The 25449-nt window shown below is 70.1% G+C and carries 14 protein-coding genes; 1 reads left to right on the top strand and 13 read right to left on the bottom strand.

The genetic code is table 11. The features are described 5' to 3' along the window. Positions 1-2: 2 nt before the first annotated feature. From QOZ88_RS17380 to QOZ88_RS17345, 8 genes are all read right to left on the bottom strand, one after another. Positions 3-1115 carry a DUF4268 domain-containing protein gene (locus QOZ88_RS17380; RefSeq protein ID WP_306000973.1) on the bottom strand — a complete coding sequence of 371 codons (1113 nt, stop codon included), beginning with the start codon at positions 1113-1115 and terminating at the stop codon, positions 3-5. Positions 1116-1209: 94 nt separating this feature from the next. Next, the gene (locus QOZ88_RS17375; RefSeq protein ID WP_306000972.1) at positions 1210-4485 is read right to left on the bottom strand and encodes a TM0106 family RecB-like putative nuclease; all 3276 of its coding nucleotides are present in this window, start codon (positions 4483-4485) and stop codon (positions 1210-1212) included. A gap of 124 nt (positions 4486-4609) precedes the next feature. Next, positions 4610-4963 carry a DUF5615 family PIN-like protein gene (locus QOZ88_RS17370; protein WP_306000971.1) on the bottom strand — a complete coding sequence of 118 codons (354 nt, stop codon included), beginning with the start codon at positions 4961-4963 and terminating at the stop codon, positions 4610-4612. Beyond that, entirely contained in the window at positions 4960-5394 is a 435-nt protein-coding gene (locus QOZ88_RS17365; RefSeq protein WP_306000970.1) for a ribbon-helix-helix protein, CopG family, read from the bottom strand. Before QOZ88_RS17365 ends, QOZ88_RS17370 begins: the two co-directional genes overlap by 4 nt. A gap of 87 nt (positions 5395-5481) precedes the next feature. Next, positions 5482-5913 carry a hypothetical protein gene (locus QOZ88_RS17360; RefSeq protein ID WP_306000969.1) on the bottom strand — a complete coding sequence of 144 codons (432 nt, stop codon included), beginning with the start codon at positions 5911-5913 and terminating at the stop codon, positions 5482-5484. Next, positions 5910-6935 (bottom strand): hypothetical protein, encoded by a 1026-nt coding sequence (locus tag QOZ88_RS17355; protein WP_306000968.1) that lies wholly within the window; start codon positions 6933-6935, stop codon positions 5910-5912. The genes QOZ88_RS17360 and QOZ88_RS17355 overlap by 4 nt, the downstream gene beginning before the upstream one ends. Positions 6936-8612: 1677 nt before the next feature. Further along, the gene (locus QOZ88_RS17350) at positions 8613-14717 is read right to left on the bottom strand and encodes a DUF4011 domain-containing protein (protein WP_306001057.1); all 6105 of its coding nucleotides are present in this window, start codon (positions 14715-14717) and stop codon (positions 8613-8615) included. Continuing rightward, positions 14701-16968: a HelD family protein gene (locus QOZ88_RS17345; RefSeq protein WP_306000967.1), complete on the bottom strand. Its 2268-nt coding sequence runs from the start codon at positions 16966-16968 to the stop codon at positions 14701-14703. The genes QOZ88_RS17350 and QOZ88_RS17345 overlap by 17 nt, the downstream gene beginning before the upstream one ends. A gap of 403 nt (positions 16969-17371) precedes the next feature. Between QOZ88_RS17345 and QOZ88_RS17340 the strand changes: the two genes are divergently transcribed. Continuing rightward, entirely contained in the window at positions 17372-18271 is a 900-nt protein-coding gene (locus QOZ88_RS17340; protein WP_306000966.1) for an HNH endonuclease, read from the top strand. 52 nt (positions 18272-18323) lie between these two features. On the opposite strand, the gene QOZ88_RS17335 is transcribed toward QOZ88_RS17340, so the two are convergent. From QOZ88_RS17335 to QOZ88_RS17315, 5 genes are all read right to left on the bottom strand, one after another. Next, complete coding sequence (locus QOZ88_RS17335) at positions 18324-18716, bottom strand: hypothetical protein (protein ID WP_306000965.1); 393 nt, start codon at positions 18714-18716, stop codon at positions 18324-18326. Continuing rightward, positions 18713-21208, bottom strand: coding sequence for an AAA family ATPase (locus tag QOZ88_RS17330; RefSeq protein ID WP_306000964.1), 2496 nt, complete (start codon positions 21206-21208; stop codon positions 18713-18715). The genes QOZ88_RS17335 and QOZ88_RS17330 overlap by 4 nt, the downstream gene beginning before the upstream one ends. After that, entirely contained in the window at positions 21186-23381 is a 2196-nt protein-coding gene (locus tag QOZ88_RS17325; RefSeq protein ID WP_306000963.1) for a DUF262 domain-containing protein, read from the bottom strand. The genes QOZ88_RS17330 and QOZ88_RS17325 overlap by 23 nt, the downstream gene beginning before the upstream one ends. A gap of 67 nt (positions 23382-23448) precedes the next feature. Further along, on the bottom strand, positions 23449-24741 hold the full coding sequence (locus QOZ88_RS17320) for a 3'-5' exonuclease (protein ID WP_306000962.1): 1293 nt from the start codon (positions 24739-24741) through the stop codon (positions 23449-23451). After that, on the bottom strand, positions 24738-25214 hold the full coding sequence (locus tag QOZ88_RS17315) for a hypothetical protein (protein WP_306000961.1): 477 nt from the start codon (positions 25212-25214) through the stop codon (positions 24738-24740). Before QOZ88_RS17315 ends, QOZ88_RS17320 begins: the two co-directional genes overlap by 4 nt. Positions 25215-25449 lie beyond the last annotated feature (235 nt).

Raw genomic sequence — 25449 nt, 5'->3', positions numbered from 1 at the left:
CCTCAACCGGCGAACGAACCACCGTCCTCGTCAACGGACGCGGCCGGCAGGTCGGCGGGCACGCCCCCGACCGCTGCAACGGCGCGGCGGAGTCGCTCCTGGGTGTCGACCATCCAGTGCCGGACTGCGTCCCAGGTCGAGCGGTCACTGATCTTCGGCCCGGCCAACCGGGTCTCGATCCGGCACCCCTTGTTGTTCGGTAGGTCGTCGAAGACCACCTCTCCGGCACCGAACTCAGCCTGGATCTCATCGCTCCTCTCGGCGAGCGCCTTCCAGCGCGCCTGGTTGACCGCTGGATCCGGGTGTCCGAAGTAGATCTCGGACCTGCAGCCGAAGTTGGCGAAGGAGACGGTCCAGCTCGCGCCGGAGACGCCTGCTGACATGGGCCACCAGTTCTGGGTCGTCCCCTTGGAGGTGGTCCATCCGCGTTCCTTCAGCAGCGGTGCCACCGTCGCCCAGAACTCCGCGTACAGCTGAGCCTTGAGGCTGCCTTCAACCGTCGCACCCGCCGAGGCTCCGGCGACGTAGTCGTTGGGCTGCACCACGAGCTCCATGGAGGGTGCGACGAGCCCCGCGGGCGCGCCCTCCAATGTCACCGCGGCCAGCCGGATGCCGAAGAAGCGCACGCCTGGGACGGTGTTGTCGTTCAGCCAGTCCAGCGCCGCGCGATGCTCCTCGCGGAAGTCCTCGGCCACCCACACCACGGTGCTGGGCAGGGTCCCGCCCGCGTAGGTGAGCAGCTGTCCGAGGTGGGTGTGGTCGGTTGACCCGAACTGGTTCTCCACGATGACGGGACGGTCGGTCGTCACCTCCCTGCCGATGAGGTCGAGGGAGTACTTGCCCACCTTGTGCTCGCGCTCCTCCAGCTCGACGTCCATGCCGAGCACCTCACTGAGCTCCGCGGAGTTGGCCAGCAGCCACGGCGTGAAGTGGAAAGGCTCGGTGGGCCACACGGTGGTCACCGGCACCGACTTCAGCTTCGTGAGGGTGAGCAGTGGCGGTTGAGCAAGCACCGGGTTTCCGGCCACCTCGACCGGGAGCACCCCGCCAGATGGTGGCTGGGACGACGTCTCGGGTAGCGGCTCGACACCCGCGGAGGGCTCCTGGTCATTCATTCCTGGACGGTAGCGTCTCAGCGCGCCACCCTGCTGCCGTGATCGTGACACCACCTGCCATTGCTGGCCCTCCTCGGGTGACCTACCTACCCGGTCAGTACGGCTTTCTGGGCCCCGACACGGTCGCCATCTCGACGAGTCGGCACAGCGCGTTGACCTGGCGCAACTGCTCCGGAGTGCGCACTGCGGCATCAAGCAGCTGCTCGCTCATCACCACGACCGCCAACGCCTTCGCCCGCGAGACAGCGACATTGAGCCGGTGCAGGTCGTAGAGGAACGAGACGCCGCGCGGGGCGTCCTCCGCGCTGGTCGACGTCATCGAGTAGATGACGACCGGCGCTTCCTGGCCCTGGAACTTGTCGACCGTCCCGACCCGCGCGCCGTCCGGCAGCAGCTCGCGGATGAGTCCGACCTGGTTGTTGTACGGCGCGACAACCAGCACGTCGTCGGCGCCGACCGGCCGCTCGACGCCGGAAGCGTCCACCCATCCCACGCCCTGCAGCGAGCACCACAGCTCCGCGACCGCCGCCGCTTCGTCGGCGCAGGCCGCCGCCGACGGCTTCCCGTGCTCCACCAACCGGACGGCGAGCCCGCTGCCAGAGACGGCTGCCCCGTCCAGGACGGCGATCCGCTCGCGTCCGGCCGCTGACTCCAGCCGCCCTTCGTAGGCGAGGTCGGAGACGAAGGCGGTCAGCGCCGGGTGCATCCGGTAGGTGCGGTCGAGGAACACGCCGCGGTCCTCGGGCACGGTGGCGTGCCCCTCGAGCAGGTGCTCGAGGGCCGAGCAGCCGGAGTCGCCAGGGTGCAGCGCCTGGATGGGCTGGGCCAGCTGCTGCGGGTCCCCGAGCAGGACGAGTGACTTCGCCGAGCGGGCGACGGCGACGGCGTTGGCCAGCGAGAACTGCCCGGCCTCGTCGACGATGAGCACGTCGACGGCCTCGGCCAGGTCGGGCCGGCACCAGAACCAGGAGGTGCCGCCGACCAGCGACACCGACCCGCTGAGCAGCCGGTCGGCGACGTCGTCGCCGTCCTTCGACCACTCCACGCCCGGGGCGCCACAGGACTGGCGTTCCTCGCACTTCTGCAGCGCCGGCCGGTCGACCGCCGTCAGCACGTTGCCGATGACCGCGTGGGAGGTGGCGGTGACGCCGACGGCCTTGCCGGCGTCGAGCAGCTCACGGATCAGCCGTGACGCCGCCCGCGTCTTCCCGCTGCCCGGCGGCCCCTGTACGGCCAGGACTTCCCCGTCCAGCGCGAGGCCGATCCGGACGACGGCGCCCCCGGCCTCCTCCCCCGGCAGCCGCCGGGTGTCCGCGGGGACGACGCGGTCGAGCAGCGCCCGCGCGAGCGAGGGCCGGCCGGCGAGGACGTCCTCGGCCGTGGCGGCGATCGACTCGCGCATGGGCCGGTCGTCGAGCGGCCCTTCCGGTCCCAGCCCGCGAGAAGCGGCGGGCGCCTTGGTGCTCTTGACCACGACGCGGCCCGCGACGGGGTCGATCTCGCGGACCTCACCGACCCGAATGCGGGTGTCGACGTCGAAGGCCGTCGAGCGCACCGAGAGCTTCGTGTCCTGCGGCGGGAAGGTGAACTCGTAGAGCTTGCTCCTCTTCTCGGCGCCCACCTCGGTGCCGCCGGACAGGCCACCGATCGCCGTCCGGTCCTCGATCAGTTCCTCGTCCTCGAGCTCCCCACGGCTGAAGAACTCCCACCAGCCGGGCCGCGCCTCGCGGGGGTGCCACTGCACGAGGTCGCCGAGCAGGTCCTGCCGGCGTTCCTGGAGCCGCTCCACCAGCGCGAGCTCGGCGGCCTCGGCGTCCGACCGTGGCGCGGGACCGGTCACCTCGGGCACGGTGGGGCGCGGCTGGGGGCCGTGCAGCTCCTCGAGCTCGGTCCGCTGGGTCTCCAGCCAGTCGTGCAGCTCGCGGGTGGAGTCGACGTCGTCCTTGTTGTAGTCCTCGATCGACTGCAGGCGGGCGGGATCGCGGTCGGTCAACCACTTCTCGTACTCGACGACGCTGGACATGGCATCGGCGACGTCACCGGTGTGCTCGCGCCCGTAGAACGCCTCCACCTTCTTGATCGAGTAGGAGTCCTTGCTGATCCGCATCGACTGGCGGACGACGGGATAGAGGTCGACGAATCGCTGGGCCCGCAGCAGCTGGTCGAGCTCGGCTTCGCGGACGCCGTACCGGGCGGTGAGCCGCTTGAGCGCGCTGACCTCGTAGGCGGCGTAGTGGTAGACGTGCATGCCCGGGTCCGCACGCCAGGCGTCCACGATGCGATCGAGCAGATCGGCGACCATGCGGCGTTCGGCGCCGCGGTCGTGCGCCCACAGGGCGGTGAAGTCTCCGGCGCGGTCGCCGAGACCGGCGAGGTACTCGAGCCCGTCGCCGTCCCCGGAGAGCGGGTCACCTTCGAAGTCGAGGTAGAGGTCGCCGGGGCTGGGCTCGGGAAGTCGCAGGAGGCCCTGGGCCTCCTGGGGCGGCAGGAGCGTGCGGGTGGGGACGCCGGCTTTCCGGCCGCGCAGCTGTTCACGGGCCTGCTCCCGCAGGCGTTCGCGGGTCCCGCGGCTGATCCTGGAGGCTTTCAGGATCTCGTCGGAGGCGTCGGCGAGCTGCTCGAGGGTGGCGACGCCGACGTCCCGCAGTGCTGCGCGGTGGTCGCGGCGCATGCCGGCGACCAGGCTGAGGTCGTCGCCGGCAAGCAGTTCACCGGCGCAGCGCGGCTGCCACGCGCACCGGTCGCAGTAGGCGACGGGGACGGGTTCGGTGGGCGGGACGTCGGCGACGAAGCCCTCCAGCCGGGTGCGGGCGCGGCGGGCGTAGGCGGCGACGTCGACCAGCCGCCACGGGTGCCGCCCGCCGTCACCGGTGACCACGGAGACGTGCTCGGGTTCGCGGCCCTGCAGGATGGTGAGCCGGTCGGCGTAGGTGGCCATCTGCAGCAGGGCCGGCACCTTGATGCGGCGGGCGAGCTTGGCGTCGGCGACCTCGTAGGACCACTCCCCCAGGTCCGAGGGAGCCTCCGTGCGGAGGAGAAAGTCGGCCTGGCCGCCCCAGCGGCCGTCGGAAAGCGTGGCCTGGTGGATGACGTCGTAGCCCGCGCGCATCGCCTCGAGGGTGGCCGTCTCGCTGCGGGCGTCCTGGAGCCGGGCGACGCGCAGGGCCGCAGCCTCCAGCGACTCGAGATAGCGGAGTTCGTGGGCGATCCCGAGGTCGGCGACGAGGACCATCTGGTCGCTGGGACCGTCGACCGGCGCCTGCAGACGTCCATCGGCCACCGCGAGGTTCAGCGCGGTGAGGTGGTGGCACTCCTGGTGCCGGGTCAGGTCACTGGGGCTGAGCACCAGCCGGGCGTCGACGCGCTGCATGGCTCAGTTCCCGCTCGGCTCGAGCGCGACGGACATCGGTGAGTGCGGCAACGTTCCCCCGTGGTGCTGCGAGTCGGTCCTTCGGAACCCTGTCACGGACGGCGCCGCCCGGGGAACGGCGGGCTCACAACCACTCGACCAGGCCGGCACCCCGTCTGCTGCGGTCGTCGGCGCCGGGTCGGGCGTCGAGCCAGGCGTGCAGGGCCGCCAGCAACCGCGGTAGCCCACTCGGCGTACGCGGCCAGCGGCGGGCGTTGACGAGCAGCACGCCTGCATGTTCCTCGACGCCGAGCGGGGCGAAGTCGACGATGTTCTCGGTGACCACGACGCGCGTGTTCTGCCGGGCCCAGCGTGCGATGTCGGCGTCCTCGTGACCCACCAGGTCCGGTAGCTCGACGACGGCGACGACGTCGTGACCCTCAGCCCGCAACTGCTCGGCAAGCCGTCGCGGGTACATCTCGTCGAGCAGCAACCTCACCGGCTGGGGCCGGCCAGGATCTCCTGCTGGCGACGCCAGGCCGCCTCCAGTTCCTCGGCGGCCCGCTCGTTGGCGGCGATCCTGGCGTCGATCTCGGCTGGGTGATCGGCGTAGTAGGCGACCGCTGCACGCACCTGCACCTCGGTCAGCGAGGTCGTCTCGACGACCGCGGCGATTACGTCCTGCGCTCGCTCCTCCTGGATGCCACGGAGAGTCCGGATCACCTCGTCGACGTCCGGACCGGCCACCAGTCCGGCCCGCCGACCGCTGGGGCCGTTCCGGAAGGTGATCCCCGGATGAGCCTCCCGGCGCAGCGCCTCGTCGAGCAGCCGTTCAATGGTGGAGGAGACCGAGGCGCCACGCCGCCCGGCCAGGTCAGTGAGGCGACCGAGTACGTCGTCGGACAACCGCACGGAACGAGGCGTCGCCATGACTACATCGTAGTCATGGTGAGCTCTGGCCGGTACCGAAGCAGCCGAGGCTCCGCCAGTTCCCGATCGATCGTGCGTCCGAGCCGCCTACAGCTCCCAGACGTGGTCCGGGTCGTCCATCGCCTTCCGGACCTGGCTCAGGTCGCCCATGTCGACGAGCGGTGACGACTTGGCCAGGTCGACGATGCCCTGGAGCGCAGCGTCGGTGGCTTTTCCGTCTCCGCTGGTCATGGCGACGTCGAGGTGGCGGAAGAGCCCGTCGATCGTCGTGGACCGCTCGGCGAACACCTGCTCGAAGTAGTGCTTGAGCAAGGAGCTCGCTTCCTGGATGCGAGCAACCTCGACCTTGGCGTAGGCGTCGATCTTCGCCCGCGTGGTCTGTTCCTCCTCGCGCAGGCGGAGGTAATCGCGGGCGCCGTCTATGACGTTGTTGAGCGCCCCGAGGGCGTCGACCGCACGCAGCGCGGATGCGGCGGGCGGGAGGACGACCCCCTCCACCGGCTTCTTGGCGACCGTCACTTCATCTCCTTGTACTTGAGGATCACGCGGGTCACGTCCGAGTTCATCTGCCCGTCCTCGGCGACGAGAGGCACGGTGCAGATGTCCCGGACCGCGCGCGTCAGCGACATCGCGCGCTGGAACTCGGCGTGGTGCTGCTTCCAGTCGAAGTCGGACTGCTCCACCGTGGAGAGAGCCTCCTGGGCACGTTCCACGAGTCCGGCAAGGACTCCGCTCACTTCGTCGACCCGCGTGTCCAGCGTGTCGAGGAACGAGCGGAAGGCCGCGTGGTCCTCGACCGCGACGGCCACCTCCGCCTCGTACTCCTTCGCCTTGGTCACCGCCTTCTCGCCCTGACCATTCAAGGTCAGACCGCCGATGAGCAGCGTCGGGCCGATGGTCACCACGCCGAGAGCAGCGGTTCCGACCGCAACACCGCCCCCGCCGGCAGCCAGCGATCCACCGCCCAGCCAGGCCATGGTGGCGTTCTGCGCGGCGGCGCCGGACAGCGAGCTGATGGCGGTGCCGGTGCTGGCCGCACCCAGGGCAGTGACCGCGCTCGGGATGCCCGCGGAAGCGCCGGCTCCGGTCAAGGCGGCCACACCGGCGCCCTTGAGCCAATTCACGTCCGCGGTCAGGGCCCCGGCGAACCCTTCGATCTCCCGCTGCTCCGCATCGATGCCGGCGAGAAACTGCGCTGCGCTCTGCTTGACCTGCGCGCTGTGCCGCTCGATGAAGGCAGCCATCCGCTCGATCACCAGCCGACGGGCCTGCTCCTGCTGCCGGCCGTACTCGTGAATGCGCTCGTTGCTCTTCCCGACGCGCTCCTCGGTGCGAGCCAGCGACTCGTCATACCGCTTCTGAGCGGCGTCGGCGGTCGCTCCGGCGTCCTTCATCTTCAGAGCGCCCATGACGCCGGTGGCCAGGCCGCCGAGCCCCGTGCCCGTGCCGAGCCCGATCAGAGCGAGCGGGATGAGGGGTAGAACCACGGTTTGTCCTCCGGCATGAGTGATCCAGGTCGTCGGCGAACCGTAAGTGCTCATCGCTCGATTCCCGGGACGCACCATGCCGACCGTGACGTCTGGACGGGCACCTCGGGCAGGTGGTGCCGGCGGTACGAATGTGGTCGGGATATCGGCTGGTTGCCCGCCGGGCTCAGTCGAACCAACGGCGCCAGAAGGGCCCCTCTACGAGCGATCCACTCAGCGCACGAAGACGTCTTGCCGGAGCCGGCGCCACCCCGAGTTTCCACCCGGGGAGCACTTCGCCGTCATCTCGCTGTGCCGGCTCGGCGAGCCGTTCCCCCACCTGGTGCACCGGATGGCCTACATAGCCGACAACGAGCACAACGCCGAGGTCCTGGACGACATGGCGGCGCTACAGGAGGAGGGACATCGCTTGCTGGTGCACTGCCACGGCGGCGCCTCAAGAACTGGGCTCGTGCTGGGCGGCTGGCTGGTGCGTGAAAGGGGATGTCGGTCGAGGAGGCGACGGCGCACGTCGCCGAGCGCTGGCCGCACCTCGGCCTCTGGAATGACAGCTTCACCGCAGCCCTGCGGCGGCTCCGAAAGCAGGGGTAGGTGAATGGTCTGCGCACTCGAAAGCAGTCGCTGACAGAACGAGGGGCCCACCCGACACCGGAGGACACCAACGGTGCGGGCAGGGCCCCTCTCGCTTCCGGGCAAGACCCGGCGCCGGGTGGCTCGGGACCTTCGCCGCTACTCGAGGGACCCCCGGCCTTTGGCGTCACCATAAAAGCGTGCGGGCCGGAGGGGGCGATGACTCGCCGAGCATCTTTCGGCTTCGCGTGGCTGAGCGCGCGCGGGCGTACCCGGCCGGCCTCGCCGACAGGCCGCTCGACGCGCTGCTCATGACGGCGGCCGACAAGACGCACAACGGGCTCTGCATCGCCGCCGATGTCCGCGGCACGGGCAGGACCTCTGGTCGACGTCCAAGCCAGCCGCGACGAGCTCCTCGGTACTACACGAGCGTCAGGGACGCGGTGGCGCAGCGGCTGCCCGGTGGTTCAACGCCGCAGCGCTCGGCGGAGTCGTCGTCGGGTTAATGAAAGCCGCCGAGACCGGAGGATCGATCGATCACAAGACGCGTGGTAACGCGCCGGCCGCTGCAATCGCCCCTGAGGTCCGCAACACTTCATCGGGCGCGGGACACAAGCAACGTCGGATACTCGCCCCGACCTTGCCTGCGAGGCCGGCCGTCACCAGCAGAAGCCGCAGACTCCTGACTTCGGTAGTTCGGTGTGGCATTCCGGGCAGGTCCCGGTGCGACGCCTAACGGTCGACCGGGAGTCGCCTCGAGGGCCCGCGCCGGCGGCTGGATACGAACGTGCCTCTCGAACCTTCTCCGTGTCCGAGACGCACTGTTTGCAACGCGGCCGCCGACTCGACACCTTCGTGGATCCACACAATCCGCACCGCGGCATCACCCGACGGCCGTCCTGGTCCACCGCTGCGCCGGCCCAGGCGCTGTCGAGCTCCTCCTTGATCGTGCGGACTCGCTCTCCTCCCCCAGCGTTCATCACCCGGAACAGGGGACGTTCGTGGTTCAGGTTGCTCATCCGCGACTCCCTGCTGTCTGAACACGTCGGCTCGAGGCGACGGGGCCACCGCATCGTATGATGCACGTCACGTACGCGATGTCGCTTCCTCGTAGCCCGGGAAAGTCTTCGAGCGCCATGAGCCTTCGGGCGCTGCTCAGTCTCAGCCCGGCTCCGCCTCCCGCAGGATTGCCGCCACTTCATCCGTCATCGGCTCGAAAGCCTGGAGCCTTTGCCTGGCAGCAGCCCGCTCGCGATCCGAGAACATGCCCGAGAACTCCGGACCGAGCACGCCTGCCGCCGGGCTCTTGTGGAGCAGCGAACTCTTGGCCAACCGGCGCCAGTTGAAGCGCGCTTCCTCGTCCGCCAGCAGCTCCTTCACGGCCTGGCGCGCACCCGCCGCCAACACGCGGCTGGTGAAGTGAGCGGGCTCGTATCCGCAAGCCGTGCGCACGTACGCCAAGTCAGCGCGGATGCGATCGTCGAACGACTTGAGGAGACGCTTTGAAGGGCGGTCGGGTGCTCTTCCGACCGGTGCAGCTGCGGACTCCTCGCCCGTATCGGCCCGCTCCTCCCGGAGCCGATCGGCGGCCGCGAGCGGTTCGGCTGCCCGTTGCGGCTGAGCGAATTCCTCGTCGAATAGTGTCTCCGGTTCTGCAGCTGGCGGACTCGTGGGCGGAGGCACGGCGACCGTGTCGATGATCGGCAGAACGCGGTCACCCAGCCGCAGCTCACCGTCCTCGTTGACCAGCGAGCCAGACTGCTGGAGCCGAGAGATGGCTGCCGAGACGGCCGTCTGGATGTCCGAGCCCTGCCTGCGCCAGCCGAACAGCCGGGCGACCGCAGTCGACAGGTCGGCGACCTCCATCGCCCGCGCATCACGAACCAGCAGCAGCACAGCGAGGTCGAGTTCCGCCGGCGGGATCCAACCGACCTTGCGGACCCCCTCATCACCCGCCGGCACCCGGACCTGCGTCATCTCGGCACCGGAGAGCGAGAGCAAGCCAGCCGTGTCACGGATGGTCCGCCGGCCATCGACGGTGACCTTCGACAGCATGAGGTCGATGTTCTGCTGGATCGCGGCTCCAGCTCGTCCCACCTCCCAGTCACTGCGGAAGCGTTCCAACAGACGACCGTGGTGCAGCGGCGCCTCCTCGCGGAGCACACGCTCCAGGTAGGTCCGGATGGCGGGCAGTGCATCCTTCGATCCCGGCGTCGCCCAGGTCCGCTCGCCGGGTCGGCGGCCGTACTCGGATGGCGCCGGGTACGGCACCGCCCAATCGGGCTTGGCCTCGAAGTCCACCTCGTCGAACAGCACTTCGGGAGCCGGTTCCTCGGGCGCCCGAGGAGCGGGAGAGGCGTCGCCGCGCACAGCCGCCTCGATGGCAGCACGGAGCCGCTCCGTCTGGCCGCGACGGTCGCGGACCCAGCTCAGCCCCCAGATGCGGTGCATCCGCCAACCGAGTCCTTCGAGCACCTGCTGGCGGAGTCGGTCGCGGTCCCGGGCCGCCTTGGCCGAGTGGTACATGGCGCCGTCGCACTCGATGGCGAGCACGTACTCCCCCTCGCGCTCCGGGTGACGTACGGCCATGTCGATGCGGTAGCCGGCGCTCCCGACCTGGGGGTCGACGGCGTAGCCCATACCCCGGACGACCTCGAGCACGTCCTCCTCGAAGGGGCTCTCGGGGGCCGTGATGCCCTCCCGGGCGTCGACGGCCAGCGCCGGGAGCCCACGGGCGGCGAAGTCGAGATAGGACTTGAGGTGCGGAACGCCGTTCTGCTCGTCCGTCGGCATTGGGAACTCGTCCGTGGTGATCCGTCCAGCTCGGAACGACGAGACCACCTCGACCCGCCGGCGGGCGCGGGTGACGGCCACGTTCAGACGCCGCCATCCGCGCTTCCGGTTCAGCGGACCGAAGTTCATGGTCATCTTGCCGTGCTCGTCGGGGCCATAGCCGATCGTGAAGATGACGACGTCCCGCTCGTCGCCCTGGACGCTCTCCAGGCTCTTGATGAAGAACCCGTCGAGTCGATCGTGGTCGCTCAGCAACCGCCGCAGGACGGGTTCGTCGACGGAACGGCGTTCCATGGCGGCAAACACCGCCTCGACCTGTGTCGAGCTGAACGCCACCACCCCGATGGACAGGCGGGGGTGCATCGTCGCGTGGTGCAGCACCCGGTCGACGACGAACTCCGCCTCGATGGGGTTGTCGCGAGTCGTACCGCGGTTGTAGACGCCGTCGACGACGAAGCTCTCCACACCGAGGTCCGGCGCTTCGAACGTCGCGCCGGGGAAGGAGTGCAGCCCCCCGTCGTAGATCCGGTGATTCGAGTAGCTGATCAGCGATTCGTGCTGGCTCCGGTAGTGCCACAGCAATGGCAGGTTGGGCAGTCCACCGGATGCCTTGGCAAGCAGGAGGAGCGACTCGAACGAATCCGTCGCCTCGTCTTGGTCCTCGGTGAGGTCCTCGCTGTCGGTGGACGCCGTGAAGAAGGCCGTCGGCTCCAGCTGCTTCTCGTCACCCGCGACGATGAGCGCATCTCCTCGGTAGATGCAGTTGACCGCGTCCCAGGGGAGAACCTGGGACGCCTCGTCGAAGATGACGACGTCGAAGCGCATGTCGGCCGGCAGGAACTGGGACACCGCCAGCGGGCTCATCATGAAACAGGGCTTCAGATCTTGGACGAGCGAGGCGGTCTCGGCGAGCAGCTGCCTGATCGGCTTGTGCCGGGTCTTCTTCACCGCTTCGCGCGTGATGATGTGCGCGGCCCTGCTCCCGTTCGAGCTCGGCCGCCGAGCTGCACACTGGGAGACGACGCCGGCGTAGCGGTCGTCGACCTGTCGGCGGTCGAGTGCCCGGAAGTCCTCCACCAGGGCATCACGATCAGCCGCGCGGTAGCGCTCGAGCCGATCGTCGACGCGCACGGTCGCTTCGACCCACGCCATCAACGTCGCCCGCTCGATGGCCGGGGCGACGTCGGTGGCGGGAACGACGGCGGCCACCAGCTCCTCCAGGACGCCGCTCAGTCCGTGATCGCCGAACCACTCGGTGAGGCGCGTGTACTCGATCCAGTCCTCGATGTCGGTGGCGGCGCGCCCGGTCATCTCGTCGAGGAGGTTCTCGGCGTCCTCGAGGTCCAACGCGAACCCCTCGCCCAGTTCCCGCGATCGGCCGTCGAGGAAGAGACGGAGAACCTCACCGGCTGCGGCCGACCAGCGATCGACCAACGAGGTGAGGTCGGCGGCCGTCAAGCTCGGGGAGACGACCTTCTCGGCGACGGCCGGGGCGACCGCACCGCCGAGCTGTTCGCGGACGTCGCCCGCCCATGCGAGCGCACGCTCGAGGTCGGCCCACGAGGTGTCGAGGCCCCGGTACGCCGGCCCGAGCATCTGCTGGTCGCCTTCGTACGTCTCGAAGATGCGTGCTCCCGCATCGTCTCGGCGACGGGCGATCCGGAGCACATCCCGCGTCTCCCGCACGGTGACGTCTCGACCGGTCACGGCAGCGACGTGCTCGGCCGCTTCGACGCCGAGTGCGAAGGTGGTGGCCGCACGAGCGCACCACTCCGCGAGCTGATGCAGCGGCATCTCCAACGCACCGGACCCGAATGCGCCGAGCTGCTGCTCGATCTCCGTGTGCAGCTGACCGGCGAGGGTCTGCAGCCGAGCACCCACGGTGGTGAGCATCGGATCGGGATCGCCGTCGACAGCCAGCTGGCTGGAGAGCGCGCGCATGTCCAGGTCGTCGCCGGCCAGACGAACGGCCTGGCGGGCGACCTCGATCGCCGTTGCCAATCGTCCGAAGTCCGTGTCACCGCGGCGGTAGTAAGTGCCCAGCCGGGACGCGTGATCGATCTCGCCCTGGTCCAGGGCGTGCTCCGCCCGCTGCCACTCGGCCGCCTCCCCGAGGAGCGAGAGGACGTCGGGAGTGACCTTGCCCGAGACGGTGACGGCCTTGAGCTGCTTGCGATCGGCACGCGCCTGACCGGACCAACGACGCAGCCCCGTGTGCACCTCTCGGAACCGGTGGTCGAGGGCCGCCAGCTCGAGATCGAGCGCCTTCGGGGTGAACACGCCTTCGAGTGCTGCTCGGCGGCCCTGCATGGTGGCCACCAGCGTGCCCAGCACCCGCTCGGACTCCTGGAGCGCCGCATGGAGGCTGGGGTTGAACCACGGTGCCAGCGGCCGTGCCGTGACCTCTCCGAGGACGGCCAGATCGGCGAGGCGCCGGGCGACGGCCAGGGTCGGGTTCTCCGCCCCGAAGCCGAGCGCGCCACCCAATCGCTGCGTCATTCCCAGCACCTCGACCAGCCGCTGCGGCAGGTGGCCGAGCCACTGGACCAGCTGCCGGGACTGGGTGGCGGTCGTGGCCCCGCCGGGGACCCAATCCACGGCCACCGGATCGAGCAGGGTTTGGACGTCGTCGGCGCGGTCACTGTCCAGCTCGGCGTGACGCGGACCAGCCTCCCGGAGCAGCCTCGAGGTGACGTCCTGGTGCTCGGCGACCTGGTCTTTCAGCTCCGCCGCGCGATCGTGGACGGCGATGAAGTCCGTGTCGCCGGCGGACAGCCACGAGACCAGCGCCCCGTCCGGACGGGACTCCACGAGCGAGAGCACCTGGTGACGTCGCTGCACGTCCCGGTCGCGGTTGCCGAAGGACATCCCGAGGTCCGCGTCGACCGCCGAGCAACGGCTCCTGAGCGCGGCGACGGCATCCCGCGCGTGCTGGGTCGATCGCCGCATGCCGTCGACGTCGAGCCGCCCGATGGTCCCCACGTCGAGGTCGCGCCAGAGGAAGTCGTCACCTTGGAGAACCGGCTCCCAGGCCCGTGCCAGTCGAGCTGATCGGTCCAAGATGGCCGCGAAGGTGCTGTCGCCAAGGTCCGCCCAGCTCGGGGACACGGGGACCGCGACGTGCCGGTACGGCTCCAGGTGTGCAACGCGGCCGAGGACGTCGAAGAAGCTGCGCCCGAGAACCTTGCGCACCTCGTTCATCGCCTCGGCGTAGTCGCTCAGCTGCAACCGGTCCTGGGTCAGGGCCGAGAGCTCGACGTCGGTGAAGCGAGCAGAGGCGCGCGGGGACTGCGTGAGGGCGCGGTGCAGCTCCGCGGCGACCTGCTTGCGCGTCGCCGCGTGGCTGTGCAGCTGCAGCAGGAAGGGGCTGAGCTGCTTCTCCGCGAGCCGATTGCGGACGACGTCGAGGGCGGCGGCCTTCTCGCTGACGAAGAGCACGGAGCGCCCGGAGGCCATCAGCTCGACGATGATGTTGGCGATGGTCTGGCTCTTGCCCGTGCCCGGAGGGCCGTCCATGACGAAGCTGCGCCCGTCGCGTGCAGCGAGGATGCAGCGACGCTGGCTGCTGTCGGCGTCGAGGATGCTCATCAGCTGCTCGGGCGGCACGACCCGGTCGACGTCGTCCTGGTGGACGGGCTGGAAGTCGAACTGCTCCCCGGTCGGCGAGTCCGGGCCGAGAGCCAGCAGCTGCACCATCGGGTGCTCGAGGACCTGCTGCTCGTGGTTGAGCAGGTCCCGGAAGATCGCCTCCTTGTGGAAGCTGAAGTTGGTCAGGACGGCGCGCTCGACAACCGTCCAGTCCTGCTGCCCTCCGACCACCGCCGCGACTTGGGCGAGGTAGTCGCGGACGACGACACCGTCGGCATCGGGAGTCGGCAGTGCGAGGCCGTAGTTCTGCTCCATGAGGAGCTGGAGCGCCGGGTTCAGAACGATGTCGTCCTCGGTGGATGCCAGTGACCACGCGCTGGCGTCGCCCTCGCGGTGCAGCTGAACCGGCACCAGGAGCAGGGGGCTCTCGACCCGCTTCTCGTCAGGATCGAGCCAGCTGAGGAACCCGGCCCCGATGTACAGGCTCCAGAACCCGCGGTCGGCGTACGTGCTCTGGCTGACCTGGTCGAGTCGCCGCAGCGCATTGGGAAGCTTCTCGGGCGTCTTGTTGCCGACCTCGATCCGCGGCCGATCGCTCCGCAGGGAGGCAAGCCGCCCCCGATCGTCGTCGAGGTCGCCGGCCTGCTCTGTGGTGACGACGGCCTTGCCGGTAGCCACCACGCCGAGCAAGCCGTCGAGCCCGGGCGCGGTGATCTCCAGCGACGCCGTCTGGACGTGCTTGAAGTAGACCAGCCGTTGCCGACCGTCGACGGCGACGAGGGCTGCGCGCCACTCCGCGATCTGCCGACGCAGCTTCCGGTCCAGGGCATCCGGGAGACCGAGACTCGCGTCCTCGGACTCCGGCCGATCAGAAGAGCGTGTCACGGATGCCTCCCTGCAGGAGCCGGCGCACGAGGTTCTCGACCAGACGCCGGTCGTCCTGGTCCAGCTGTGCGATGAGTTCGGTGAGCGGGTCGCGATCCGGCTCGAGGGAGCGCTCGTCGAGCGCGACTTCCAGGTCGGCGCAGGCTGCCTCCACGGACGCAGCCATCGCCACGACCGGCCGTGGCGGCACCAGGTGGTCGAGCCCCTCGGGAAGCTCCTCGGCGTCAACGAGGCGGAGCACCTGGGTGCACCGCGTCATCGCCACGTAGAGCTGTCGCTGTCCGTCGATGGAAGAGCGGGCGAGCTCGGTTGGGTGCAGGAGGACGACGGAGTCGAACTCGAGCCCCTTGACCACCGAGGCAGGGACGACGGTCAGCGGTTGGCCGAAGTCGCCGCTGCCTCCGTCGCCGATCGATTCGTCGACCTGCCGGTAGGACGCGAGCAGACCGCCGTAGGACGAGTCCGGCACCACGATGGCCGTGGTCATGCCGCTCTCCACATCCTGCTGCGCCAGCTCGAGCGCGCGGTCTTCTCCCGGCTCCATCGCGTCGAGGTGCACGGTGGGAGCTCCTGCGCCGGCGCGGACCGAGCGGGGTGCCGTGAGACCGGGCGAGATCAGCGGGAGCAGCCGGGAAGCCAGCTCCAGTACCTCGCCCGGCACGCGGTAGCCGATGGACAGGGTCTCGACGTTCGCGGTGCCACCGGAGAGGTGATCGGTCAGCTCGGCCCAGTCGTCGCGGATCCACGGGCCGGTCGCCTGGGCCAGGTCGCCAAGCACGGTGAACGAACCCTCGGGGCACCGGCGCGCAAGGGCTCGCGCCTGCATCGGGGACAGGTCCTGCGCCTCGTCGACGACCACGTGCCCGTAGGTGCGGACCTCGCCGTTCAGGAGGAAGGACAGCTCGTCCAGGCAGAAGAGGTCGTCGACGGTCCAAGGCTCGTCGGCGATGCTCGCCCTCGCCTCACGGAACAGACCGGCGCGTTCGTCGGCCGACAGCACCCCGGCGGAGGCGTCCACGAGCCATGACTGCGTCCCGTAGAGGCTCCGGAGCAGTTCCTCCGCGGTGAAGGTCGGCCACATCCGGTCGAGGGCGTTCGTGAACGTCGACAGGCGGCGGATGGCCGGCTCCGTGGCGATGACCGCCCGGCCTGCGTCCGCCTGCGCCTCCGTGTACGCGGCGAAGGCTGCAGCGGACAGCGCCTGCCGGAGGACGTCACGCGCCTGGTTGTGCGGCAGCTCGCGTCGACTGACGTCCTCCACGAGGGCGCGAATCCGTGACGACGGCACGACCGCGCGCCCACCCCCGAGGGAGAGCTCGAGGTCTTCGTCGCCCCAGCCACGTCGGGCCAGCAGCGCACGCTGCAGGACCACAGCCATCGCCGCACTGCCCTTGACCCGTGCGACCTCGGGTGCGTCGACAGCGGCGGGCGTGGCCTCACCCGCGTATAAGGACGAGAGGTCGACCTGCAGGATGTCCGAGGCATCCAGCGAGGGCAGCACGCCACTCATGTAGGCCAGGAACGCCGTGCTCGGCGCCACGACCAGGATCCCTGCCCGGCGGAGAGCCTCGTCGTTGAACGCGAGCCACGCTGCCCGGTGGAGGCCGACGACGGTCTTCCCCGTCCCCGGGCCGCCCTGGACGACGAGGACCTGGTCCCGGGCCGCCCTGATGATGCGGAACTGTTCCGCCTGGATGGTGGCGACGACCTCCCGCATCGCGCCGTCGCGGGATCGGTCGAGCTCGGACAGGAGCGCGTCGCTGATCGGAGTGGGGCCGTCCAGCTCCTCGTCGCTGACGTCTGCGGCGGCTGCGGCGGTGATCTCGTCGACGACCCGCGACAGCACACGATCCTGCTCGCTGAACACGCGCTTGAGCTGGAGCCCGCACGGGTCCTGTGTGGTCGCCTCGTAGAAGACCCGCGCTGCGGGCGCGTGCCAGCTGGCGACGACGAGGTTCTTCGACTCGTCATGAACCCGCCGGCGGCCGATGTAGAGCGGCTCCCCGTCCTGGTCCACTCGCCCGAAGACGAGCTGACCCGAGCCACGGCTGTTGCGGAGAATCTCCAGCGCGCGCCTCAGCGCCGTGGCCGTGGCCCGGTTGCCTTCCTCGTAGCTCTGGTAGGTCTGCTCGACGCTCGCCAAGCCCTTGTCGAGCAGCTCGTACGCCCGCGTGACGTAGGCCTGCTCGAGCTGATGCTCAGGATGCTGACTTGGGCCTGTTGCGACAGTCGGAATCACGACGGCGGTCACGCGAAGACTCCATCGAGGCTGCCGTGGGAAGCGAGGGCCACGTCCGCCGTCGACTGATGCTGCATGTGTTCCCCCGCGTACGTTCGAGCCGACCAGGGAGCGGCCGTCTTTCGAGACGTTGCCATCCCGCCCCGATGTATTCGGAAACCCGGACGGGTCCGTCACCGAAAAGGAGCATCCCTTCGAACATTGGGCACACGAGCCACAAGCGCCGCGTGGGCTGTTCCCGGTCTGCCAGCCGGTGGATGCCGAGCTAGTGACGCGGTAGCCGTCACACACAACACCAGCGGGCTTGACCCTGGCGCCGCCTCCCCTGCCGCGAGATGGCCGCTAGTCTGCCGTCGCGGGCTGCAAGCACTGCAACCCGTCGCGGCCGTCGGCAGCACCAGGGTGAGGAGCGGGCGTGTACGACGAACAGGTGCGGACGGCGATGTTCTCCCACCTGGAGCGGCTCACGGCGCTACACCCCGAGGGCGTGACGTCGGCGGAGATCAATCAGTTCACCGTGGCGGGACAGCCACTGAAGCTGGTCGTCCAGCCCGGCATCTGGAAGCCCGCGGCCCTGGACGCCGCGTTGACGATCCGCACCACCTTCACCGCCCCCAACCAGCTTCCCCCGTACGAGGACGCCATCGCGCCTGGCGGCCTCGTGAAGTACGCCTACCGCGGCACGGATCCGAACCATTCCGACAACAGGGCACTCCGAACGGCGATGCAGCAGCAGCGACCGCTCGCCTACTTCATCGGCGTGGCGAAGAGCGTCTACCAGGCACAGTTTCCCGTGTACGTCGTCGCCGAGCACGCCGAGGAGCACGCCTTCCTCATCGCCGTCGACCAGGCCCAACGCCTCGTCGATCCGGAGTCGTTCGGGTCGCTCACAGAGGACGGTAGGTCCTACTTCGAGCGCCTGGTGCGCGCCCGTCTGCACCAGCCGGTGTTCCGCGCCCGCGTTCTTCAGGCCTACGAGAAGCGGTGTGCCGTGTGCCGTCTGCAGCACACCGACCTGCTGGACGCCGCGCACATCGTCCGGGACTCGGACGAGGGCGGGCTGCCGGTCGTCCCCAACGGGCTGAGCCTCTGCAAGATCCACCACGCCGCCTACGACCGCGACATCATCGGCGTCCGGCCGGACTTCGTCGTCCAGGTGCGCAAGGACGTCCTGCTCGAGGTCGACGGACCGATGCTCAAGCACGGGATCCAGGAGATGCACGGTGTGCAGTTGACCGTCCCTCACCACCGGGCAGCCCGACCCGATCGCGAGCGCCTAGAGCAGAGGTACGCGGACTTCCTCACGGCCAGCTGACGGAACCGCCGTACAGACGGGTCGTCTCAACACGGAGTCCTCCCGGTGCGGATCAAGCTGTTATCGACATCGGGGGTGCGGCCGTGCCTTGCTCGCGGAGGGCGGTACGGATGTTCAGCACCGTGGTGTGCCAAGTCCGCAGCTCGGCAGCGGTAGGTGCGAGCTCATAGGCGTGGTGGTGGCAGGCACGGCTCAATGCGTTCCAAGCCGCCGCCGCGTCGCGGCCGACCTCGGTGCCTGGTGGGTCTTCTTCGAGCAGCACGTGCAGCTGCGCCCGCATCGATGCCCGTTCGGTGCCGGGACGGGTGCGGAACCAGAAGGCGGTGAGATCCTCCTCGAGCGCGCCGCGGAGTAGAAAAGCCACCGTGCGCGGCCACCAACCGGCCGTGCGGGCGGTGTCATCTCTGAGCATCCGGTCGGCGTGGGTCAGGAGGTCTTCCTTCACCGGGCGGCTCCGATACCGAAGCGACGGCGCAACTCACCGGCGAGTCGGCGTGTGTCGTTCACGAGCGCCACCGGATCGACCGCAGCGCCGCCGTGCGCGCCCCGATTACAGGCGAGGTGCACGTCACCGGCCCACCGCCCGTGGCGCTCGTTGTAGACCCGCAGGACCTCGCCGCCCCGGTCAGCATCGTCGAGCAAGGCCAGTGCAGCCGTCCGCGTGAGCGTCTCGGCGGCAGAGATGGCCGCTTCGACGTCCGCGTGCGGGTCTCCCCGGCCGAGCCTCCGGGCGCGCACGATTTCGTGACAGGTGGCCTCCAAAGCACTGCGGCAGAAGCCGGCGACGACGCGGGCGCGGACAGTCGGAGGCAGGTCCTCGGTCCGTGCGACGGCGCGGGCGTCGTCCAGGTGGCGGGCGACCGGGTCGACGCACTTGCGCAGTTCCACAAGGCTGCGTTCTCGACGCAGCACCTCCCAGACGGTCGCGGGCAACTGCAGCCGGCGCACCGCCTCGGGCAGTCGGTCGTCGTGGGTGAAGACGACGACCTGGTGGGTGCGCGCCGCGTCGGCCAGTACGCGGGCGAGGCCGTCAACCTTGGTGGGGTCCATGGCCTGCACCGGGTCATCGATGACGAGGAAGCCGAACGGACTCGGCTCCAGCATGGCCCGCGGGAGGAAGAGCGCCAACCCCAGCGCGTGCAGCTCACCCTGACTCATGACACCGAGCGCCGCGCTCGCGTCACCGTCGACTGTTACGTCGACCGCCACGTGGCGCTGGGTGCGGGTGCCCTTGAGCCGCACCGGCCCGAGGTCGATGTTGCTCTCCTGGCGCAACCGATCCCAGATGTCGGCGGCCCGAGCGGCGATCGGCGCCAGGCCCTCGTCCCGCAGCGCATCGGCCTGGCTGCGGAGCCACTGGCGTGCAGCCTTGACGTCGGCGAGAACGGCGGCCTCTCCAGCCACCGTCCTGGCCAGGGCGAGGTACTCGCGCAGCCGCTCAGCCAGCGGCTGCCAGAAGTCCTCACGGCGGCGCAATTCGGCGGCGGCCGTGGACACCGCCTCTGTGACGGCGCGCGCGAGTTCGGGAGTACCGATCCGGAGGGCGGCGGCGGAGACCGCCAGGTCATCGGATCGGGCACCCTCCGCCCAGGCCCGCCACTGCGCGTGCACCGCCGCGCCGGCGATCCCCTCTGGCGCCGGTGCGGTGAGCAGCGCCGGCGCGGTGGGCGCGGCCGTGGCCGCGGATGCGCGGGCGGCCCGCAAGTCGGCTTGGGCTTGGTCGGCATCGACGGCTGCCTGGCGCAGCCGGCCGAGGTGCTCGCCGGTCGCCACGCGCCATGCGTCGTCCAGCTGGTCGGCGGTGCCGCACACCGGGCAGTCGGTGGCGTCTGCGTGGTCGGCGTGGTCGAGGGCTCGCTCGAGCAGGGCGGCGAGCCGACGTGCCTGATCGCTGTCGCCGCCGGCGAGCTGGTCGTTGGCGGCCGCCGCGGCCTCGAGGGCGTCCGCGGCCTCGGCCGCTGCCGCGGTGTCCGGGGCGGCGAGGGTGGCCCAGGCGCGCAGGGCGGCCAGGTCACCGGTCGGGCTCGCGTCGGCCCGCAGCACTTCCGCGATGGCGTCCAGATCCGGCTTCCGGCCGGTAAGCGCCGCCGTGACCAGCGCGGCTCGCTCGTCCTCGATCTCGCCGGCGGCCGTGCGCAGGATCTTGCACTGCTCCGCAGCCGCCTTGCGCCGTCCGTCGAGCTCGGTGAAGGCGACGTGCAGCCGGTCCTGGGCATCGGCCACCCGCTGAAGGCCCAGGATCCGATACAGGGCGTCGTACAGGTCGGACGGTCGGCCGAGCAGGGATCCCAGCTCGGAGTAGGAGAGGAACGGGCGGTAGGTGGTCAAGGCCTCGGTCCAGCCCAGCTCGCCGTACTCCCGCCGAGCACCGTGCCGCTGGACCCAGACCCGCGAGTCGGTGACGTCCTCGCCGTCCCACTCACGGACGACGGAGGTGGCCTGCGGCTCGCCATCGACGGACAGCTGCACCCGTACCGACGGAGCCGCTTCGGGAAGGTGGAGATTGCGCCAGCTCTCCTTCCAGACGCTGGAGCGGCTCGCCCACCGGGCGTTGACCCCGGTCAGCGCGATCTCGGCCGCCTCGGCGAAGCTCGACTTGCCGGAGCCGTTGCGGCCCACGACCAGGGTGAGGCCGGGCCCCGCCTGCAGTTCCAACGTCGCTTCCGGTCCGACCCCGCGGAATCCTGTGACCGTGACACTCTTCAGGTACGTCCTCGGCACCTCGGCTGCGTCCGGCCTCGGTGCTTCCGGCTGCTCCCCGCGAACGGCTCCATCGAGGGCTGCGCGCAGCTCCTCATCGCCCCAGTAGGCACTGAGCACGATGAGCTTGGCGTCATCGCTCAGCTCGGATTCCTCGACACGGTCGGAGAGCCGCTGCTGAAGCGGATCCCCGGTGGCTACCGGCTCCTGGGTTTCACTCACGGACGTCCTCCGCATTCACGGCTCCTCGCGCGTCCCCGGTGTACGCGTCGGCGCGGATGAAGGTCACTCGCTGCTCCACCAGGTCCACGCCCGATGACCGCCATCCGGCGTCGCGTATCGCACGGCCGAGGGCGGTTCCCTCGTAGCCGTACCAGTGAGTCAGGTGCACGCGAGCCGAAGCCGGCAATGGCATGTCGAGGATCTGCTCCACCTGCTCGAAGGCCAGCGGGATCTCATCAGCGCCCTGAGCCCGGAGCCACCGCCACAGCCGCTGGTACTTGCCGGTGTGTGAGGGGATGACGACGCCGTCCTCATCGTCCGGCTGAGCATCGACGATCTGCGGGTCGAACGCCGACGCAGATACCGGGAGCGGCTCCGGCGTCGACGGACGCGGCCAGAGCGCCAGGAACCGCTCGCTGAGCGCCGCCGTGCGGGCGCGGATGTCGTCGTCCGACCACGCCGTCGCATGTTCGGCGACGACCTTGGCGTTCAGCTTGAGAGAGCTGTGCTCCAGCAGGTAGTCCCGCTTGCCCGCGCCATCGCCGTTGGTCCAGGGGCGGTTGGACAGGGCCGGGTTGAGCCGACCGCTGACGAGGGTGAGATTGCCCAGTACGTGCACGAGGCGGTCACGGTCGAGCGCTCCGGCCACGTCGTCCGAGGCGATCGGCCAGTTCTGCCGCCACGCCTGCGGCAGGATGTGCTCGACGGTCAGCCGGCGCGGCGCGGGTTGCCCCTCCCCGTAGTCGGTACGAAGGTCGTCTTCCAGCGCCTCGAGGACCATCCGCAGCCGGGCCCGCAGGAGCGCCGTGTAGACAGGCCCCGTCTCCAGCGAACGGCGGACGAGGTCGTCGTCCGGCCACAGGCGGGCGTCCGAGCGCTGCTCGGCCAGAAACTGCTCGGTTCGGTCGCCGGCGCTCGCCGGGCCGTTTCGGTCCAGCGCCTTGAGCAGTTCAAGGATCGTCTGGTTGATGTTCTTGCCTGTGAGCCGGGCCAGGGTGCGACGGACCAGCCAGGACTCGATGGCGTTCAGCGCCTTGTCCCGCTGCTCGACCGGCAGCCGGTCACCCGGCCAGCGGAGCAGCCACAGCAGTACCGGCATGACCGCGCGGGTGTCAAGAGCCTGGATGACGCGGTAGTAGAAGCGGCCAGGCACCGTGTCGACGGGCAGTGCCTCCAGGGTGGAGAAGACCGCGGCGTCGCTGGCCAGCTCGGCCATCAGCTCGGGCAGCGCGACGGGCGCGGTGGCGACGTGGTCGCGGAAGTCGATGAAAATCCGGTCGCTGGGAACCTCGCGGAGCAGCTTCATCGCGAGCCAGTAGTTGAGGAAGACGTCGATCCGCGGCCGGTACAGGCGTCCCTGGGCGGTGAGTTGCCGCCAGTAGTCGGTGTCCAGGGGCGCCCAGTGCTGGCTGTAGAGAGCAGCGACGTCCAGCTGCTCGGCCTGCGCCCGCTGGAAGATGAGGTTCTTGACGAGGTCCGCGGCCAGCAGCGGCGCCCCCCGGTGGTTCAGCGTCTCGAAGATGACCTGAGCGTTGTCGCCCGGCTCGAGGTCGATGACGACGAGCTTGAGGTGGGCGTGCAGCGCCTGCGCCAGTGCTGAAAGCCGGGCGGCGGCCTTGTCGGGATCGCCGGCCGGCTCGCACCACTCGGTGATCTGAGCGACGAAGAACGCGTGTGCCTGGGAGATCCGGGAGTCCGCAAGCTCGGCCGGCATCGCCGTGCTGTTGTCCATGGCGGCTCGGAAGGCGGCCTGGTCCCGGTCCGTCGGCCATACCTTGAAGACCTCGTCGGGATGCTGGGTTACCTGCGGCTGGTTCAGGACGAGCACCTTGAGGCGCTCGGCATCGAGGTTGTTGCCGTACTTCTCGATGACCTCCTGGGCGGCATCGAGGAGGAGCTGCAGCGTGGTCAACCGCTGCTGGCCGTCGACCACGTGTCGCACGGTCAGGAAGCCGGACGGGCTGAGCTGCTGGTCCAGAACGATCGCGCCGAGGAAGTGCGGCGGCACGGGGGCGGCCCCGTAACCTGGTGGTGCCTCGAGGACGCGCTCGGCCAGCGTGCGGACGTCGTCCCAGAGCGGAGCCCACTGGTCGTCCCGGGTCCACACGTAGGGCCGCTGGAACAGCGGGATGACGTACCGGCACTGGTTGCCGAAGATCGCCGCTGGGGTGTGGGTGTGCGACTGCACGAGGGCTCCGCTCGTCGAGGCGTGGGATTCGTGGCGGACGTGGGCCCACCGTTCGGGTCTTGCTCCGTCAGGTCGGGCGTACGAGTGCGAGGGACTCCCAGAAGACGGACTCGCTGATGACCCGCACGCCCAGTGCCCGGGCTTTGCGGGCCTTGCCCGACTGGGAGTCGGGGTCGGCACAGACGAGGACGTCGGTCTTCCCGGAGACGGCGCTCATCGGCTGGAGGCCGGCGGTGTGCGCTGCCCCCTCCAGAGCTGACCGCGGGTACGACATCTCGCCCGTGAAGACGATCCTGTCTCCGGCGGACAGTGCCATGGGATGACGCGGGAGGGACACCCTGGCGCCGGACCGGACCATGGTCAGGGCCGTGTCGACGTCGTCGGGCCCCAGGCCCAGGAGGACGGCGACCCGGTCGAGGTCCTCCTGCTCGGCGCCGGTGACCACGCCGTCGGCGAGCGCGACGGTGGCCAGGGCGTCGAGGTACAGCCGATGGGCAGCCTGGACGTGGGCCGGCCGGCACCCGAGTTCGGCGGCCAGGGCGATCAGCCGGTCGGCCTCGCTGACGCTGACCAGTCGGTCCTCCAGGACCTGGTCGAGCACGGCGAGGTAGGGCGCCATGGTCGGCGGGGCCTGATCCAGGTCGGGCAGCGCGGACACCAAGGTGGCCAGGTAGCCGTCCCGCTTCCGGCGGGCCGCCGCGGCACCGGACCGGGTCACGGCCCGGCACGGTTCCGCGAAGGGGCGCCGGTCCCGCCCAACCTCGGCAACCAGGTCCGCCCAGCGCCCGGTCCGGACCCCGCCGGTCCCCAGATAGCCGCCGTCGACATCGAAATCCACGGCGAGAGCGGCGTCGATCAGTGCGTCGTCACCGAGCAGCTCCCGGAGGCGGCACAGGGCGGTCGCGGTCGCGCGCGCGTCCTCCAGGGCGGCGTGCGCCGAATCGTGCGCGATGGACAACGCCTCGCAGATGGAGGCCAGCGACCGCATCGACCGGTCGAGGAAGCCGGCGAGCCGCATGGTGCAGAGCGCCGGGGACAGGCCGGTGGGCAGGCCGGCGCGGCCGAACTCGCGGCCCAGGAAGCGCAGGTCGAAGAGCGCGTTGTGCGCGACGACGACGCGTCCGGAGAGCAGGGCAGCGAGGTAAGGAGCCACGTCGACGAAGGTCGGTGCGCCGCGCACGTCGGAGGCGCGGATGCCGTGGATGGACGTGGCGCCGACGTCCCGTCCCGGGTCGACGAGAGTGCAGAACTCGTCCTCCACCGTGCCGGCGTCGTCGAGCAGGACGACGCCGATCTCCACGACCCTGTCGACGCTCGGGTAGACGCCGGTGGTCTCCAGGTCGACGACGGCGACGCTCACGATGCCCCCTGCTTTGAATCGGGGATCGGCCAACCGGGCGGCAGGTCGCGGGGGCGGTCGCCACCGCGGACCGAGAGGAACGGGCGGGCCAACCGCTCCTTCTCCACCCGATCCCAGGCGACCAGGAGGGTGGAGACCCAGCGGGCAAGGGTGAGCGCCTCGGTGGCCAGCGGGTCACCAGCGATCTCTGACATGGGTGCCCCGGGGACGTACGGCCAGCGGGGTCGGACCAAGCTGCGGCGGGAGGAGGGCAGGGTCGCCAGGTGAGCCGCGAAGGTCGCGTCGAGGACGGCGATCTCCGCATCCACGGCCGCGGCCAGGCCGGCGACATCCGGACCGGCGCCGAAGCGAGGGGTGGCGTTCGGTGTGGTGACCATTAGGCGCCCCACGAGCAGGCCGTCGATCCGGTCGTCGTCCGCCGGCAGGACCCAGGCACCGGCCATCGTCGATTCCAGGCCGTCTCCGACGCTCACGTGCCAAACGACCACTCGATCCCGCTCAGGCTGGTCGACGACCGCAATCCCGCGCACACTCTCCCCCGTCTCACGACTACGTGGACCGTGCCATGCGAGACGGATCTGGTCAGGTATTGGTGGCCGAAGACGCCTCGCCAGTCACACGACCCCCTCCTGTACCGAGGTGTCCGAGTCGATGCGCTCCGATTCGCCGCCTGGACCTGATGCTCGGACGGTCGATCGAGGAGGAACC

The organism is Blastococcus carthaginiensis, assembly GCF_030731085.1.
GTDB lineage: Bacteria > Actinomycetota > Actinomycetes > Mycobacteriales > Geodermatophilaceae > Blastococcus > Blastococcus carthaginiensis.
Note: the sequence above shows the minus strand (reverse complement) of the source record. Positions and strands in the feature narration are given on the sequence as shown.

Excerpts from the sequence above, each read along its gene's own strand:
- QOZ88_RS17380 (WP_306000973.1), bottom strand. The coding sequence starts at position 1,115 with ATGAATGACCAGGAGCCCTCCGCGGGTGTCGAGCCGCTACCCGAGACG.
- QOZ88_RS17375 (WP_306000972.1), bottom strand. The coding sequence starts at position 4,485 with ATGCAGCGCGTCGACGCCCGGCTGGTGCTCAGCCCCAGTGACCTGACC.
- QOZ88_RS17365 (WP_306000970.1), bottom strand. The coding sequence starts at position 5,394 with ATGGCGACGCCTCGTTCCGTGCGGTTGTCCGACGACGTACTCGGTCGC.
- QOZ88_RS17355 (WP_306000968.1), bottom strand. The coding sequence starts at position 6,935 with ATGAGCACTTACGGTTCGCCGACGACCTGGATCACTCATGCCGGAGGA.
- QOZ88_RS17330 (WP_306000964.1), bottom strand. The coding sequence starts at position 21,208 with ATGCGGAGGACGTCCGTGAGTGAAACCCAGGAGCCGGTAGCCACCGGG.